We start from the raw sequence: 14,378 nt of genomic DNA, 5'->3' as shown, positions 1-14,378 counted from the left end.
GGCGTGTTATTGTATAATTTTAAAATAGTACAATTAAGACCTCTGCCAACAGCAGAGGTTTTTTATTTTAAGTAAATAAGTAAAAACAAAATAATGAAAACAATAGGAAATAAAATAACAATGTGTTGTATGATGATGTGTATGTGCATCCCAATATACTATTGCCTAAAGTGGAGGATTTAATCTTTGTTATAGTTTTAAGCTATAAGCCCTTTTGGTAAACCTTCCAAAAGGGCTTTTTTATTATCCCGAGTTTATTTCAAAATCAAAATATTAAGTAAAATCATTAACTAATTATATAACATTAAAAACTAGAAATTATGAGCACAAAAAACTTTGCAACAAACGCATTACACGCAGGACACGACGTAACTAAAAATGGTGGAACTAGAGCCGTACCAATTTATCAAACCACTTCGTATGTATTTGATAGTTCAGAACATGCAGCCAAATTATTTGGACTTGCTGAAGACGGATTTATCTACACACGATTAAATAACCCGACCAATGATATTTTAGAGAGGCGTTTAGCTGAACTAGAAGGTGGTATAGGAGCAGTGGTAACCGCATCTGGAACTGCAGCAATTTCGACTACTTTATTGGTCTTGCTAAGAGCGGGAGATCATATAGTAGCTTCGAATAGTCTATATGGAGGAACTTATAATTTATTGAAAGTTACATTACCAAGATTAGGAATCACAACTACGTTTGTAGATCCTGCAGATCCTAAAAATTTTACTAGAGCCGCTAAAGAAAATACCAGAGCATTTTTCGTAGAGAGTTTAGGAAATCCAAAATTAGATGTACTGAATTTAGAAGCCATTTCAGAAGAGGCCAAAGCCTACAAAGTGCCTTTTATTGTCGATAATACAGTTGCATCTCCGTATTTATTGAATCCTATTGACTATGGGGCTGATATTGTTATTCATTCTTTGACCAAATATATATCTGGAAATGGAACTTCATTGGGAGGTGTAATCATTGATGCAGGAAAGTTTGATTGGAGCAACGGTAAGTTTCCTGAATTTACAGAGCCTTCCGTTGGGTATCACGGACTGATTTATTACGAAGCATTAGGAAATGCTGCTTTTATTGCAAAAGCACGTATTGAAGGATTACGAGATTTTGGTGCAGCTTTAAGTCCGTTCAACGCTTTTCAAATCATACAGGGATTAGAAACCTTGGAAATCCGCATCAAAAGGCATAGCGAAAATGCTTTGGCATTAGCCAAATGGCTAAAAATTCAGGACGAAGTAGCTTGGGTTAACTATCCAGGGTTGAAATCGAGTAAGTATTATACTCTAGTACAAAAATATTTGCCAAAAGGGCAAAGTGGTGTGGTGACTTTTGGACTAAAAGCTGGTTTTGATGCCGCCAAAAAAGTAGCAGATAATACCAAGCTATTTTCAATATTAGCCAATATAGGAGATACAAAATCCTTAATTATTCATCCGGCCAGTACAACACATCAGCAGTTGTCTGATGAGGAACAAATAGCAACTGGGGTCACCAAAGATCTAATTCGACTTTCGGTTGGGCTAGAAGATATAGAGGATTTAAAAGCAGATTTGAAGGCGGTTTTCGAAACTATTAAGGAGCCTCAATTAGTATAAGATGTGTTATTTTTTGTTAGTAAGGCTGTCTTAGTCATTAATTACAGGCTAAGGCAGTTTTTTAAAAATTAACCTTAAAAAGCATTCAAAATGGGAAATCTAGAAAAAATAGACATTTTTAATTTTGATTTAGAGATAGGAAAACTGAAACCTTATCTTCCTTTGTTTTATCAAGTTTTTGGTAAACCATTAGGCAGTTCGCCCATAGTAGTGGTAAATCATTCTTTAACGGGAAATTCTAATGTTACTGGAGAGAATGGATGGTGGAATGAGATTGTGGGAAAGAACAAGGCGATAGATACGGATTATTTTACGGTCATCGCTTTTAATATTCCTGGAAATGGGTATGATGATAATTTTGGAAATCTGATAGATAATTACCAAGACTTTACCATTCGTGATATTGCTCGAATTTTTTGGGAAGGATTATTTTTCTTAGGAGTTAAAAATGTTTACGCCATCATTGGTGGAAGTTTGGGAGGGGCAATAGGATGGGAAATGACAGCTTTGCAGTCTGATAAAGTTGATAATTTTATTCCAATTGCAACAGATTGGAAAGCTACGGATTGGGTTATTGCCAATGTTTTAATTCAGGATAAAATCTTAAATTATTCAGATGATCCTATTGCAGATGCTTGTTTGCATGCTACACTATTGTTTGGAACTCCAGAATACGTCAATCAAAGGTCTCGAAGAGGTAAATTAGAAGATTTATCCATTTTGCAAACAGAAAATAGATTGTTCGAAAATGTTTTTAAGTTAAAAAATAGTTATCCGTTGGCAGCTTATAAACTCATGAATCACTTGCTAAAAACAAATGATATCGCTAGGAATAGAGTCGATTTCTTGACAGTAGCCAATGTTTTTGAGGCCAATATTCATCTAGTTACTGTAGATACAGATCATTTATTTATTGCAGAGGAAACACGAAAGACTTTTAGGGAGTTGAAAAACACGAAAGAAAATGTTTTTTATCATCAAATCCAATCCATTCACGGGCACGATGCTTATTTGATAGAGCTTAATCAGTTATCAGATATTTTGAACCCTATTTTTAGCTATCCAAAACAACAAAATTATGTCAGTGCTTAGAATAAATATTATCCTTTTTGGAATTGGAAATGTGGGGAGTGCATTAATAAATCAAGTTCTTGAGAGTCAACAGTATTTTCAGGAAAAAAGAGATATCGATTTGCGTTTTCCGATAATAACTAGTTCATCTTTGGCTTTTTTTGAAAAAGAAGGGGTTAAAAATGTTTGGGAAGCTAATTTTGAACGATTGGCAATACCTTTTACAATTGAAGATGTTATAGAGTTTGCCAAGGATCAAGGACTTGAAAATGTAATAGCTGTAGATGCAACGGCAAGTCCAGAGTTGGTAAGGCATTATATTCCTTTTATTCAAAACGGATTTGATATAGTTGCAGCCAACCAATATGCTAATATATTGCATATCGATTTTTATAAAGAAATACGAAGAAATTTAAAAAACTTCGACAAGACATTTTTGTACGAAACCAATATAGAGGGAGGAGTTTTAGTATTACAGACTATAAACGATCTGTATGATTCTGGAGAAAAAATAACCAAAATCAGAAGTGTCTTTTCAGATTCATTGAGTTATATATTTAATAGGTTTTCGTCTGAAGAGTTGCCTTTTTCGACTATCTTGAAAGATGCTAAAAAAGTGGGCTTGCTTAAAAAAGGTTTTAAAGAAGAATTTTCGAATAATGAAAAGGCAAAGAAATTGCTTGTGTTAGCTAGAGAATTAGGAGAAAATGTAGAATTGTCAGACATAAAAAACATTCCGCTTTTGCCAAGTCAATTAGGGGAGCCGGATTTGAAATCTAAATTTTCATACAATACAACTATACTCGATAAACATTTTGAAATAGCTAAAATGATTCAGTCAAAAGATCATGTGTTACGCTGTGTGGGGGAGATTTCGATTCCAGAAAATAAATTTGAAGTTAAGTTGGTATCAGAACCAATCACCTCAGCTATTGGGCAATTAAAAGGATTTGAAACTGTTTTCGAAATCTACACAAAATCTCGAGGTAATATTCCGATAGTAGTAAAAGGAGAAGGTACAGGAAACAAAGCTTTAATTATAGCCAGAAGGATTCTTATCGATATTCTAAAAGTGACAGAAGAAATAAAAATGAGAGAAATAATTTGGCTTTAAGCAAATAAAAAACACAAAATGAAATTAAATTATATTGCTTTTGCAGTTCCATTTTTTGCATTCTTTATGCTTTTGGAATATTATATCAGCACAATAAAAAATAGAAAAGTGCACCAAATTAATGAAAGTGTTGCTAATCTTAATGTTGGAATAGCTGAACGAATTACCGACCTATTAACAAGCGGGACTTTTTATTTCATTTTTACTTGGTTAAATGCAAATTTTTCTATTTTCTCTATAGAATCATCTGTTACAACTTGGATACTTTTGTTTTTGGTAACAGATTTACTTTGGTATTGGTATCATAGGTTTGGGCATACGGTCAATATTTTCTGGGCAACACATATTGTGCATCATCAAAGTGACGATTTTAATTATACAGTTGCAGCAAGAATAACAGTTTTTCAGGCAATTGCCAGAGGGCTGTTTTGGTGTGCTTTGCCTATTATTGGCTTTAAAGCGGAGATGATTACAGTGTTGTTATTGATTCATGGGACATATCCTTTTTTTACCCATACGCAATTAGTGGGGAAATTAGGATGGTTAGAATATATAATAGTTACGCCATCACATCATAGAGTACATCATAGTAGTAACCCTGAATATTTGGATAAAAATTATGGAGACATGTTGATTATATGGGATAAAATTTTCGGGACATATATCGAAGAAACTACAGAACCTAAATATGGTCTAACGAAATCACTGGATAGCTACAGTTTTTTGTGGCAACATTTTCATTATGTTTTAGAGCTGGTGGTAGCGTTTAGAATGGCAAAGACATTTAGAGATAAAATAAAAGTAATTTTTGGAGGGCCAAATGATATAGACGGGAGAATACGATTACTTTTGGAAAGAAAATTTTCTAAAAAAGCGGTAGATATTCAGTATTCAAATAAGTTGCTAAATGCAATTACGGTAAAAACAATCGCAACAATGGTTGTTTTGTTTTTTACCATACTTTTTTCGGAATATATAGCGACATCTAATGTGTTTTTGTTAGCGGGCTTTATTATTTTGAGTGTGATTGTTACTGGAGCTATGTTGGAGCAAAAAAAGTGGATTTTTCATTTAGAATTTTTAAGAATCTGTATTATAGGTTATGTTGGTGTTTCGGCTTTTTCAAATCCGTTTTTGCTTTTTGTTGCCGTATTGTCGGGGATAATTGGGGTACTATTTTATGAAACAATTCATATGAAATACCAGGAGTTTTTGTTCTCAGCTTAATTTATAGTTAAAAAAATAGTTTAATTGAGAAATGTTTGTTAAAAAACATCGAGGGATTTGTAAAGTTTAACTTTTGCTTTTGTGTAATTATTTGATGTTTAGATAGTTTTGATTTTTGTAATTTGTTTTTTAATTATTAAAAATGGGATTGTCGTTAGGATTATTGAAAAAAAGTTTGGATATTTGTAAAACAGAAATAAAAAAAGAAAATGCAATTTAAAGAAAAGATACAATTTAATGTATTTAATATGTCTAAAGCCATTCAGGATAAGTCCTGCAGTGGGGGTATAGCTTAATTTTAAATTTTTTAAAAATATATAGCAAAACCTCCCAATAAATTTGGGAGGTTTTTTTTTAGTCCATTTTCAAGTATTATTTCAAGGTTAAAAAAATAAGAATAAATAAAACAATATAAACATCTATCATATGAAACAACTCGACATTATTAAGGTTACCATTTCGAAGACGAAGGCAATTAAGACGATGATGATGTGTATCTACGCCATGATGTGTGTTTGTATCTGCTGATTCCAAAAGTATAAGTTTATAGTATAACTTAAAACCCTTTTGGATATTTGTCTAAAAGGGTTTTTTGTTTTTCGGACCAGAAGTGTATCAGTAAACAGAGAAAGAAATTAGGGGAGTAGAAACTGAGGAAGATTCAGTTTTTAATGAAATATAAAATTTAATAAAGTAGAAATTATGAATTCAAAAAATTTCGCAATCAAATCATTGCAAGCTGAACATAATATCGCCAAACAAGTAACCAATTTATTTGGTGCAGCCAAAACAGTCAAAAAAATAGAGGATAAGACAAGGTTTTCTTTTTTGTCGAATATAGAAGATTCCAAATCCGGAATGATTCATCCGGCTAGTGTAAAGCACCAGCGGTTAAGTGCTAAAGATCATGTCGTCACGGGAATGTCCAAGGATTTGATTCTGCTCTCAGTAAGACGGAAAAATAGAAAAGATTTAAAAGTCTGTTGTTTATCAGAAGTTTTGATCGAATTAAAAGCATAAAAAAGCACAATTGATTTTTTAGAAAACGAAACTCATTGTGCTATAAAATAGAAAGAAGAAAATGTTGTAAAAACATTTGAATTATAAGCCATAAATAAATTAATAATTGCAAAAATAAAGTATCATGAAAACTATAACATATATCACAAACAAAGTAGGATTACTAAAAAAATCAATTTTAAAAACAATAAGAATAGAACCATTTAACCCTAAAAAAGAATTAGATCACCCAAGATTTGATGTGGATGAGAACTTCGATTTGAAAGCTAAAAAAGGCAAGAATTCTTTATTGTTTCACATGTATTCTAAAGAAAACGGAACTCTTTTTATCTAAAAAATGAGTTTTAAAATCCAGAAATGGTAAAAATAAAGTTCTTTGCCACGAATTACACGAATAAAAACGCGAAATGTTTTTTTGAGCGGAAAAGATTCGTGAGAATTTATTCCGCCAGTTCGCTATCGCTCTGGCAGTAATTCGTGGCAAATTTTTGATTTATGAAAAACCACAGTTTCTAAAATGAAATTGAATAATAATTTGGTCGTTTCATAAAATTGTAGTTAATTTGCACCGTTAAGTTCAGAAAAGTATTGAAATGTTATAAAGAAAGGCAGAGGGATTAGACCCAATGAAGCCTTAGCAACCCTTCGATTTATCGAAGAAGGTGCTGCATTCTACCACGCCCAACGTGGAAAGATAACACACAGAATTGATTCTAGTTTCTCTAGCTTTCTTCATAATATTTCCAGGTACAAATCAAATAATAAAAAAAGATTTGAAATTGGAAAATAAGCCAACCACAATTACCATACAAAATTTTACTACCGAAAAGGGTGCTTTTTGTGCAACCATCAATTTGAGTTATCATCTTTTTGGCCCTGCATTACATACAGCACCTATTATTTTGGTCAATCATGCACTAACCGGAAACTCTCAAGTTGTGGGTTTAAATGGATGGTGGAATGTACTCATTGGTGAGGACAGAACAATAGATACCAATAAATATACCATACTAGCTTTTAATGTACCAGGAAATGGCTTTGATGATACCATTATCGAAAACTATCTGGATTTTACTGCAAGAGACATAGCCAGACTTTTTATAGAAGGGCTCAAAATCCTTAAAATAAATCAATTGTATGCTATTATTGGTGGTTCTGTAGGAGGCGGAATTGCATGGGAAATAGCTGCATTAGAACCTAAGATTGCACAACATTTAATTCCTATTGCAAGCGACTGGAAAGCGACTGACTGGCTGATTGCCAATTGCTTTTTGCAAGAACAAATTCTGAATAATTCTTCTAAACCAATAGAAGATGCTCGCATTCATGCAATGTTGTGTTACAGAACTCCAGAATCCTTTAAAGAAAAATTTGACCGAACAATCAATAATGAGTTAGCCGTTTTTAATATAGAAAGCTGGTTGAGTCATCACGGAACAAAACTGCAAAAACGCTTTCAGATTTCGGCTTATAAGTTGATGAATCAATTGCTCAAAACAATAGATATTGCTAGAGAAAGAGAATCTTTTCTTGCTGTAGCAACTCAAATAGAGGCAGATATACATATTGTTGGAATCAATTCGGATTTATTTTTTACGGTAAAGGAAAATAAAGAGACATACGAAACATTAAAAAAACACAAAGAGAATGTAACCTTTCAAGAAATAGATTCTGTACACGGACATGATGCTTTCTTGATAGAATATAAACAATTAGACAATTTGCTTAAAGGAATTTTTTAAGCTAGAAAAATATATCAAAAAATGAAAATATTAAAATTTGGAGGAAAGTCTTTGTCAAATGGAGACGGGATCAATAAAGTGTTGGCAATTATTGCCGGAAAAGTAAATAAAGGAGAACAAATAGCAGTTGTGGTTTCGGCTCGTGGTAATGCTACGGACGAATTAGAAAATATATTGACATTGGCTTCTAAAAATGGAGATTACAAGCCACTTTTAGAAGATTTTAAGAGCTATCAACAAAGTGTCTATAATGATGTTGATTTATCTGAAGAGTTCAATAAGTTGGATAAACTTTTTGAAGGGGTGAGTTTGATTGGGGATTACAGCATCAAAATTAAAGATGAGGTATTGTCTAAAGGAGAATTGATCTCGGCAAAATTACTAACCGCTATTCTAGTCAAGAACGGTATAAATGCTCGTTTTACAGATACGAGAGAGTTAATCAAAACCGATTCAAATTACGGAGATGCACAACCAGTGGAGCAGCTTTCTAAGAAAAATGTAGTAGCTTTTTTTAAACAAAATAATGGTTCTACAGTAAATGTTGTTACCGGTTTTATAGGTTCTAATAGTAAAAACGAAGCAACGACTCTGGGAAGAAACGGTAGTAATTATACAGCTTCATTACTGGCTAATTACTTGGATGCAGCGGAACTCCAAAATTATACTCACGTTGACGGAATTTATACAGCCAACCCAGATTTGGTTTTGGACGCGAAAAAAATAGATCATTTGTCTTTTAATGAAGCGAATGAGTTAGCCAATTTTGGAGCAACAATTTTGCATGCAAAAACGATTATTCCTTTGATCGAAAAAAATATTCCGCTTCGTATTTTGAATACATTCAATCATGAAAACCAAGGAACATTAATTACCTCTAATGCTGATAAAGAAGGAATTAAAACACTTTCGGTTCTAGAGAATGTAGCTTTGGTAAATCTAGAGGGAAGAGGATTGCTAGGAAAAACAGGTGTAGACGCCCGTATTTTTAAAGTAATGGGAGATAACGAAATAAGTGTTAGTATTATTTCACAAGGTTCGTCAGAAAGAGGAATCGGATTGGTGGTTGATGCCGATAAAGCGACTCGTGCAATGATTGAGCTTGAAAAGGAATTTGAAAATGATTTTTATTCTAAAGATGTCAATAAAATTACAGTTACAGATAATGTATCGGTGATTTCGATTATTGGGCAAGATTTAAGTACGTTTCACAAACCATATACAGCACTGATTAAAAATAAGATCGTTCCTATCCTTTTTAACAACACGGTTACAGGGAAAAACGTGAGTTTGGTGGTGAGAAAATCAGAACTAAACAAAGCTCTGAATGTAATACATGGAGAAATTTTTGGAGTTTCCAAGAAAATCAATATCGCGATTTTTGGTCACGGATTGGTAGGAGGAACATTGATCAATCAGATTTTAGAATCGGCTGATGCAATCGAGAATAGAAAAGGAATCAAATTGAATGTATTTGCGATTGCGAATTCTAAAAATGTACTTTTAAATAAAGATGGCGTTTCGCCAAATTGGAGAAATGAAATTCAGAACAACGGAATTTCATATTCTATAGATGATGTTATTGCTTATGCAAATGAACATCACTTGGAGAATCTGATTGCGATAGACAATTCGGCATCTGCTGTATTTGTTGAAAATTATATCAAGTTGGCGGAAAACAGTTTCGACTTAATTTCGTCTAATAAAATAGCCAATACTTTGAGTTACTCATTTTATAAACAATTGAGACAAGTATTAGAGGACAATCAAAAAACGTATCTTTATGAAACAAATGTTGGAGCAGGTTTACCATTGATAGATACTATAAAATTGTTGCACCTTTCTGGTGAAAACATTACTAAGATAAAAGGAGTTTTTTCAGGAACTTTGAGTTATTTATTCAATAATTTCTCTGCGAAAGATGTTCCGTTTAGCGAAATATTAAAAGAAGCTATAGACAATGGCTACACAGAACCAGATCCTAGAGAAGACCTTTGCGGAAATGACGTGGGAAGAAAATTATTGATTTTGGCTAGAGAATTAGACCTGCAAAATGAATTTGAAGAAATTGCAATTCAGAATTTAATTCCAGAGCATTTGCGCGAAGGAGACGTTTCAGATTTCTTGAATAAATTGACAGAGTTTGATCCAATTTATGCTAAAATTAAAGCAGATCAAGAACCAAATCATGTGTTAAGATACATCGGTGAATTATCGGGTGATTTGCAAAATGATAAAGGAAATCTAGAAGTGAAACTGGTTTCGGTACCAAAAGATACCGCTTTGGGTGGATTGAAAGGTTCGGATTCATTCTTCGAAATTTACACAGAATCTTACGGAGATCGACCAATTGTTATTCAGGGAGCAGGAGCAGGATCGGCAGTAACAGCGAGAGGTGTTTTTGGAGATATTTTGAGATTATCAGATAAAGGATAATAATTTTAGAATTTAGATTTAAGATATAAAAAAAGCTAAAATGAAAATAACATTAAACAGAGTAAACGAAAACTTTCATTTTGAATTAAAAAATGAAAGAGGTCATATCGTAAATGTAGATAGTCGCCCAGAATTTGGTGGAGACAATATGGGACCGAGTCCAATGGAATTGGTATTGATGGGCGTTGCAGGATGCAGCGGTATCGACATGATTTCGATTCTAAAGAAACAACGTCAGGAAATCACCTCTTTCAAAGCAGAGGTTGAAGGTGAACGAGTACAGGTAGATGAGGCGAAACCATTCAAAGATATTCATGTAGTATTTTATTTGGAAGGCCCAATCAACGGAGAAAAAGCGGCAAGAGCAGCACAACTTTCTTTTGAGAAATACTGTTCAGTTTCAAAAACATTGGAACCAACCGCAACGATACATTACAAAGTAGTTCTAAACGGAGAGGAATTAGCAAAAATCTAAGGGACTACCATAAACAAAAAACAACAAACAATAAAACAATGAACGAACAAGAATGTGGTTTTGAAACACAGGCCATCCGTAATCAATTAGAAAGAACACAATTTTTGGAGCATTCAGTGCCTTTGTACTTAACATCTAGTTTTGTATTTGAAGATGCTGAAGATATGCGTGCTTCTTTTGCAGAAGAGAAAGATCGCAATATTTATAGCCGATACAGTAATCCAAATAACAACGAATTTGTAGATAAAGTTTGTAAAATGGAAGGAGCAGAGGCTGGTTTTGCATTTGCATCGGGTATGGCGGCAGTATATTCTACTTTTGCAGCTTTGCTGAAATCAGGAGATCATATTGTTTCTGCCAGTAGTGTTTTTGGAGCAACACATTCCTTGTTTATGAATTATTTTCCGAAGTGGAATATTGAAACATCATATTTTGATCTTACTAAACCGGAGACTATTGAGAGTTATATAAAACCGAATACTAAGATACTTTTTGCTGAATCACCAACCAATCCAGCAGTAGATATTATAGACTTGGAACTTTTGGGAGCTATTGCCAAAAAGCATAATCTGATTCTGATTATCGATAACTGTTTTGCTACTCCGTATATTCAACAACCAATAAAATGGGGAGCGCATTTGGTAGTGCATTCAGCTACTAAATTGATTGATGGTCAAGGAAGAGTATTAGGAGGAATCACAGTTGGAAATGCTGATTTGATAAAAGATATTTATCTGTTTTCTAGGCTTACAGGACCTTCATTGTCACCGTTTAATGCATGGGTATTATCGAAAAGCTTAGAAACATTGGCAATTCGTGTTGAAAGACATTGTGAGAATGCGTTAAAAGTAGCAGCGTTTTTGGAAAGCCATCCAAGCGTGAACAGTGTTAAATATCCATTCCTGAAATCGCATCCACAATACGAAATAGCCAAAAAGCAAATGAAATTGGGAGGAAACATTGTTGCTTTTGAAATCAAAGGCGGAATCGAAGCAGGAAGAGCCTTTTTGGATAAAATAAAATTATGTTCGTTATCGCCAAATTTAGGAGATACGAGAACAATAGTTACGCATCCAGCCTCTACAACACACAGTAAATTGACTGTTGAGGAACGTTTGGCTGTGAGTATTACAGATGGTTTGGTACGTGTATCCGTAGGATTGGAAACCGTAGAAGATGTAATTGCCGATTTAGAGCAAGCGCTTTCTTAGAGATTTTGATTTTTGAATGATGATTAACGATTTTAGATTGCAGATTTTCAATCTAGCAAGATTGTTAATCATCATTTGTTTTAAAATAATTTAAGACTATTGACTTACAAAAGGATAAAGTTTGTAGCTTCGTAATAGGATATAAACCAAAAATCTACAATCGTTAATTCGCAATCTTAGATCATAATGCTTTCAAAGAAAACAAAATACGGAATAAAGGCACTGACTTTTTTGGCACGCCAAGAAAATAATAACCCTGTCCAAATTGCTGAAATTGCCAAAAATGAGCATATTTCAATTAAGTTTTTGGAAAGTATTTTGTTATTGCTTAGAAACTCCGGTTTTCTTGGAGCAAAAAAAGGGAAAGGCGGTGGTTACTATCTGATAAAAGACCCAAAAGATATCAGTATGGCCAAAGTATACCGTATACTTGAAGGACCTATAGCTTTGCTTCCATGTGCGAGTCACAATTTTTATGAAAAGTGTGATGATTGTGATGACGAGACTACCTGCGCAGCACGACGCTTAATGACAGAGGTTAGAGATAATACCCTCAAGGTTTTAGAAAGTAACTCACTTGCAGATATTGCATTTTAATCTATTAATTTTTTTAAAAAAATAATTTTCAATTTAAAAAAAAGTATTACTTTTGCATCATAATCTAGTAAGCCGATAGGGTAATGGATTTAAAACTAAAAGGAAGAATAAAATGAGCACAGAGACAGTAAATACTTTATTAGAAAAAACGGCAGGTTTCTCGATTGAGGAAACATTGGCTTTTTTAGCTAATGAATACAAAGGGAAAGTGGTTTTTTCTACTTCATTTGGACAGGAAGATCAGGTTATAACAGCTTTGATTGCTAAAAATGATTTGCCAATCAACATTTTTACATTAGATACCGGCAGATTGTTTCAAGAAACGTATGATGTTTTTCATAGAACAGTAAAGAAGTACAAAGTAGCAATTCAAACTTATTTTCCAGAAGCTAGTGATGTAGAAAATTTATTGAATAAAAAAGGGCCAAACAGTTTCTATGAATCAGTGGAGAATAGAAAAGAATGTTGTTTTATTCGAAAAGTAGTGCCGTTAACCAAAGCTCTAAAAGGAAACGAAATCTGGATTACAGGATTGCGTGCCGAACAATCGGAAAACAGAAATAATTTGGCTGTCTTTGAATACGATGCTCATTTTAATATTATAAAATTCAACCCATTGCTAAAATGGAGTTTGGAAGAAGTTCAAAAATATATTGATGATAATAATGTGCCACAAAATGCTTTACACAAAAAAGGATTTGTAAGTATAGGTTGTGCGCCTTGTACAAGAGCCATTGTAGAAGGAGAAGATATCAGAGCAGGAAGATGGTCATGGGAATCCAGTCATAAAGAATGTGGCTTACACCAGAAGTGATTTTAAATTAGGAATTATAAATTATAAATGATTATTGGAATTTTTAAATTTTTTAAATCATTTAATCTTTAAATAAAAAAAATGAGTTCAATATTAAAAACAAATGCTTTAGAAAGCGAAGCAATTTACATATTCAGAGAAGTAATTTCTCAATTTGACAAACCCGTTTTGCTTTTCTCAGGCGGTAAAGATTCGATCACATTGGTGCGTTTGGCACAAAAAGCCTTTTTTCCGGCTAAAATTCCTTTTCCGTTGTTACACGTAGATACAGGGCATAATTTTCCAGAAACGATTGAGTTTAGAGACAAATTGGTAGCTGAGTTAGGATTAGAATTAATCGTTCGTAATGTACAAGACGCTATTGATGAAGGGAAAGTAGTAGAAGAGTCTGGGAAATATTCAAGTAGAAACAGCTTGCAGACAACTACATTATTGGATGCTATCGAAGAATTTAAGTTTGACGCTTGTATTGGAGGTGCTCGTAGAGACGAGGAAAAAGCAAGAGCCAAAGAACGTATTTTCTCGGTTCGTGATGATTTTGGTCAATGGGATGAAAAAAATCAACGTCCTGAATTGTTCGATCTTTTGAACGGAAAAATTGAAAATGGACAAAACGTACGTGTTTTTCCAATTTCAAACTGGACAGAGTTAGATGTTTGGAGTTACATAGAACAAGAACAAATCGAAATTCCATCAATTTACTTTTCACACAAACGTAAAGTTTTCTTGAGAGACGGTTTAATTTGGTCGCACTCACCTTTTGTATATCAAGAAGAAGACGAAGAAGTAGAGGAAAGAGTTGTTCGTTTTAGAACTGTTGGGGATATGAGTTGTACAGCTGCTGTTGAATCTTATGCAGCAACCATTCAAGAAGTAGTTGGAGAGATTCGTTCTTCTACCATCTCTGAAAGAGGAGCCAGAATTGATGATAAACGTTCTGAGGCTGCTATGGAAAAAAGAAAACAACAAGGATACTTTTAGAAAAATGTTGTTGGTTGATGGTTTTTAGTTGATAGTTCAATGATGAAATCAGAGCCAATTTCATGAAGAGTAGTTTT

The 14,378-nt window shown here is 33.4% G+C and carries 13 protein-coding genes and 1 riboswitch; all 13 genes read left to right on the top strand.

What is annotated here, in order from left to right:
* Window positions 1-320: 320 nt before the first annotated feature.
* The 13 genes from OZP08_RS01270 (at window position 321) to cysD (ending at window position 14,301) form a co-directional block, all read left to right on the top strand.
* Entirely contained in the window at window positions 321-1,613 is a 1,293-nt protein-coding gene (locus OZP08_RS01270) for an O-acetylhomoserine aminocarboxypropyltransferase/cysteine synthase family protein (protein ID WP_268847965.1), read from the top strand.
* A 90-nt stretch (window positions 1,614-1,703) separates the two neighbouring features.
* Window positions 1,704-2,705 (top strand): alpha/beta fold hydrolase, encoded by a 1,002-nt coding sequence (locus OZP08_RS01265; RefSeq protein WP_281322795.1) that lies wholly within the window; start codon window positions 1,704-1,706, stop codon window positions 2,703-2,705.
* Complete coding sequence (locus OZP08_RS01260; RefSeq protein ID WP_281322794.1) at window positions 2,692-3,798, top strand: homoserine dehydrogenase family protein; 1,107 nt, start codon at window positions 2,692-2,694, stop codon at window positions 3,796-3,798. Before OZP08_RS01265 ends, OZP08_RS01260 begins: the two co-directional genes overlap by 14 nt.
* Before the next feature lie 18 nt (window positions 3,799-3,816).
* Window positions 3,817-5,025, top strand: coding sequence for a sterol desaturase family protein (locus tag OZP08_RS01255; protein WP_281322793.1), 1,209 nt, complete (start codon window positions 3,817-3,819; stop codon window positions 5,023-5,025).
* A gap of 702 nt (window positions 5,026-5,727) precedes the next feature.
* Window positions 5,728-6,045 carry a hypothetical protein gene (locus tag OZP08_RS01250; protein ID WP_281322792.1) on the top strand — a complete coding sequence of 106 codons (318 nt, stop codon included), beginning with the start codon at window positions 5,728-5,730 and terminating at the stop codon, window positions 6,043-6,045.
* A gap of 124 nt (window positions 6,046-6,169) precedes the next feature.
* The gene (locus OZP08_RS01245; protein WP_268847957.1) at window positions 6,170-6,379 is read left to right on the top strand and encodes a hypothetical protein; all 210 of its coding nucleotides are present in this window, start codon (window positions 6,170-6,172) and stop codon (window positions 6,377-6,379) included.
* A 259-nt stretch (window positions 6,380-6,638) separates the two neighbouring features.
* Window positions 6,639-6,746: riboswitch (SAM riboswitch) on the top strand.
* Between the two features lie 78 nt (window positions 6,747-6,824).
* Window positions 6,825-7,787, top strand: a complete 963-nt coding sequence (locus OZP08_RS01240) for an alpha/beta fold hydrolase (protein WP_268847956.1) — start codon at window positions 6,825-6,827, stop codon at window positions 7,785-7,787.
* A gap of 21 nt (window positions 7,788-7,808) precedes the next feature.
* The gene (gene thrA, locus OZP08_RS01235) at window positions 7,809-10,223 is read left to right on the top strand and encodes a bifunctional aspartate kinase/homoserine dehydrogenase I (RefSeq protein ID WP_281322791.1); all 2,415 of its coding nucleotides are present in this window, start codon (window positions 7,809-7,811) and stop codon (window positions 10,221-10,223) included.
* A gap of 40 nt (window positions 10,224-10,263) precedes the next feature.
* Complete coding sequence (locus OZP08_RS01230; protein WP_268847954.1) at window positions 10,264-10,698, top strand: OsmC family protein; 435 nt, start codon at window positions 10,264-10,266, stop codon at window positions 10,696-10,698.
* A 38-nt stretch (window positions 10,699-10,736) separates the two neighbouring features.
* Complete coding sequence (locus tag OZP08_RS01225; RefSeq protein WP_268847953.1) at window positions 10,737-11,909, top strand: trans-sulfuration enzyme family protein; 1,173 nt, start codon at window positions 10,737-10,739, stop codon at window positions 11,907-11,909.
* Window positions 11,910-12,095: 186 nt separating this feature from the next.
* Entirely contained in the window at window positions 12,096-12,506 is a 411-nt protein-coding gene (locus tag OZP08_RS01220) for an RrF2 family transcriptional regulator (protein ID WP_268847952.1), read from the top strand.
* A gap of 112 nt (window positions 12,507-12,618) precedes the next feature.
* Window positions 12,619-13,320 (top strand): phosphoadenylyl-sulfate reductase, encoded by a 702-nt coding sequence (locus OZP08_RS01215; RefSeq protein WP_268847951.1) that lies wholly within the window; start codon window positions 12,619-12,621, stop codon window positions 13,318-13,320.
* Window positions 13,321-13,401: 81 nt separating this feature from the next.
* Window positions 13,402-14,301: a sulfate adenylyltransferase subunit CysD gene (gene cysD, locus OZP08_RS01210; protein ID WP_268847950.1), complete on the top strand. Its 900-nt coding sequence runs from the start codon at window positions 13,402-13,404 to the stop codon at window positions 14,299-14,301.
* Window positions 14,302-14,378: the final 77 nt, after the last annotated feature.

Origin of the sequence: Flavobacterium aestivum, from assembly GCF_026870175.2 — a bacterium.
Classification (GTDB): domain Bacteria; phylum Bacteroidota; class Bacteroidia; order Flavobacteriales; family Flavobacteriaceae; genus Flavobacterium; species Flavobacterium aestivum.
The sequence above is the reverse complement of the archived record's forward strand: the minus strand, read 5'-3'. Positions and strand labels throughout refer to the sequence as shown.

Coding starts and splice junctions, on each gene's coding strand:
- OZP08_RS01270 (WP_268847965.1), top strand. CDS start 321: ATGAGCACAAAAAACTTTGCAACAAACGCATTACACGCAGGACACGAC.
- OZP08_RS01265 (WP_281322795.1), top strand. CDS start 1,704: ATGGGAAATCTAGAAAAAATAGACATTTTTAATTTTGATTTAGAGATA.
- OZP08_RS01260 (WP_281322794.1), top strand. CDS start 2,692: ATGTCAGTGCTTAGAATAAATATTATCCTTTTTGGAATTGGAAATGTG.
- OZP08_RS01255 (WP_281322793.1), top strand. CDS start 3,817: ATGAAATTAAATTATATTGCTTTTGCAGTTCCATTTTTTGCATTCTTT.
- OZP08_RS01250 (WP_281322792.1), top strand. CDS start 5,728: ATGAATTCAAAAAATTTCGCAATCAAATCATTGCAAGCTGAACATAAT.
- OZP08_RS01245 (WP_268847957.1), top strand. CDS start 6,170: ATGAAAACTATAACATATATCACAAACAAAGTAGGATTACTAAAAAAA.
- thrA (WP_281322791.1), top strand. CDS start 7,809: ATGAAAATATTAAAATTTGGAGGAAAGTCTTTGTCAAATGGAGACGGG.
- OZP08_RS01230 (WP_268847954.1), top strand. CDS start 10,264: ATGAAAATAACATTAAACAGAGTAAACGAAAACTTTCATTTTGAATTA.
- OZP08_RS01225 (WP_268847953.1), top strand. CDS start 10,737: ATGAACGAACAAGAATGTGGTTTTGAAACACAGGCCATCCGTAATCAA.
- OZP08_RS01220 (WP_268847952.1), top strand. CDS start 12,096: ATGCTTTCAAAGAAAACAAAATACGGAATAAAGGCACTGACTTTTTTG.
- OZP08_RS01215 (WP_268847951.1), top strand. CDS start 12,619: ATGAGCACAGAGACAGTAAATACTTTATTAGAAAAAACGGCAGGTTTC.
- cysD (WP_268847950.1), top strand. CDS start 13,402: ATGAGTTCAATATTAAAAACAAATGCTTTAGAAAGCGAAGCAATTTAC.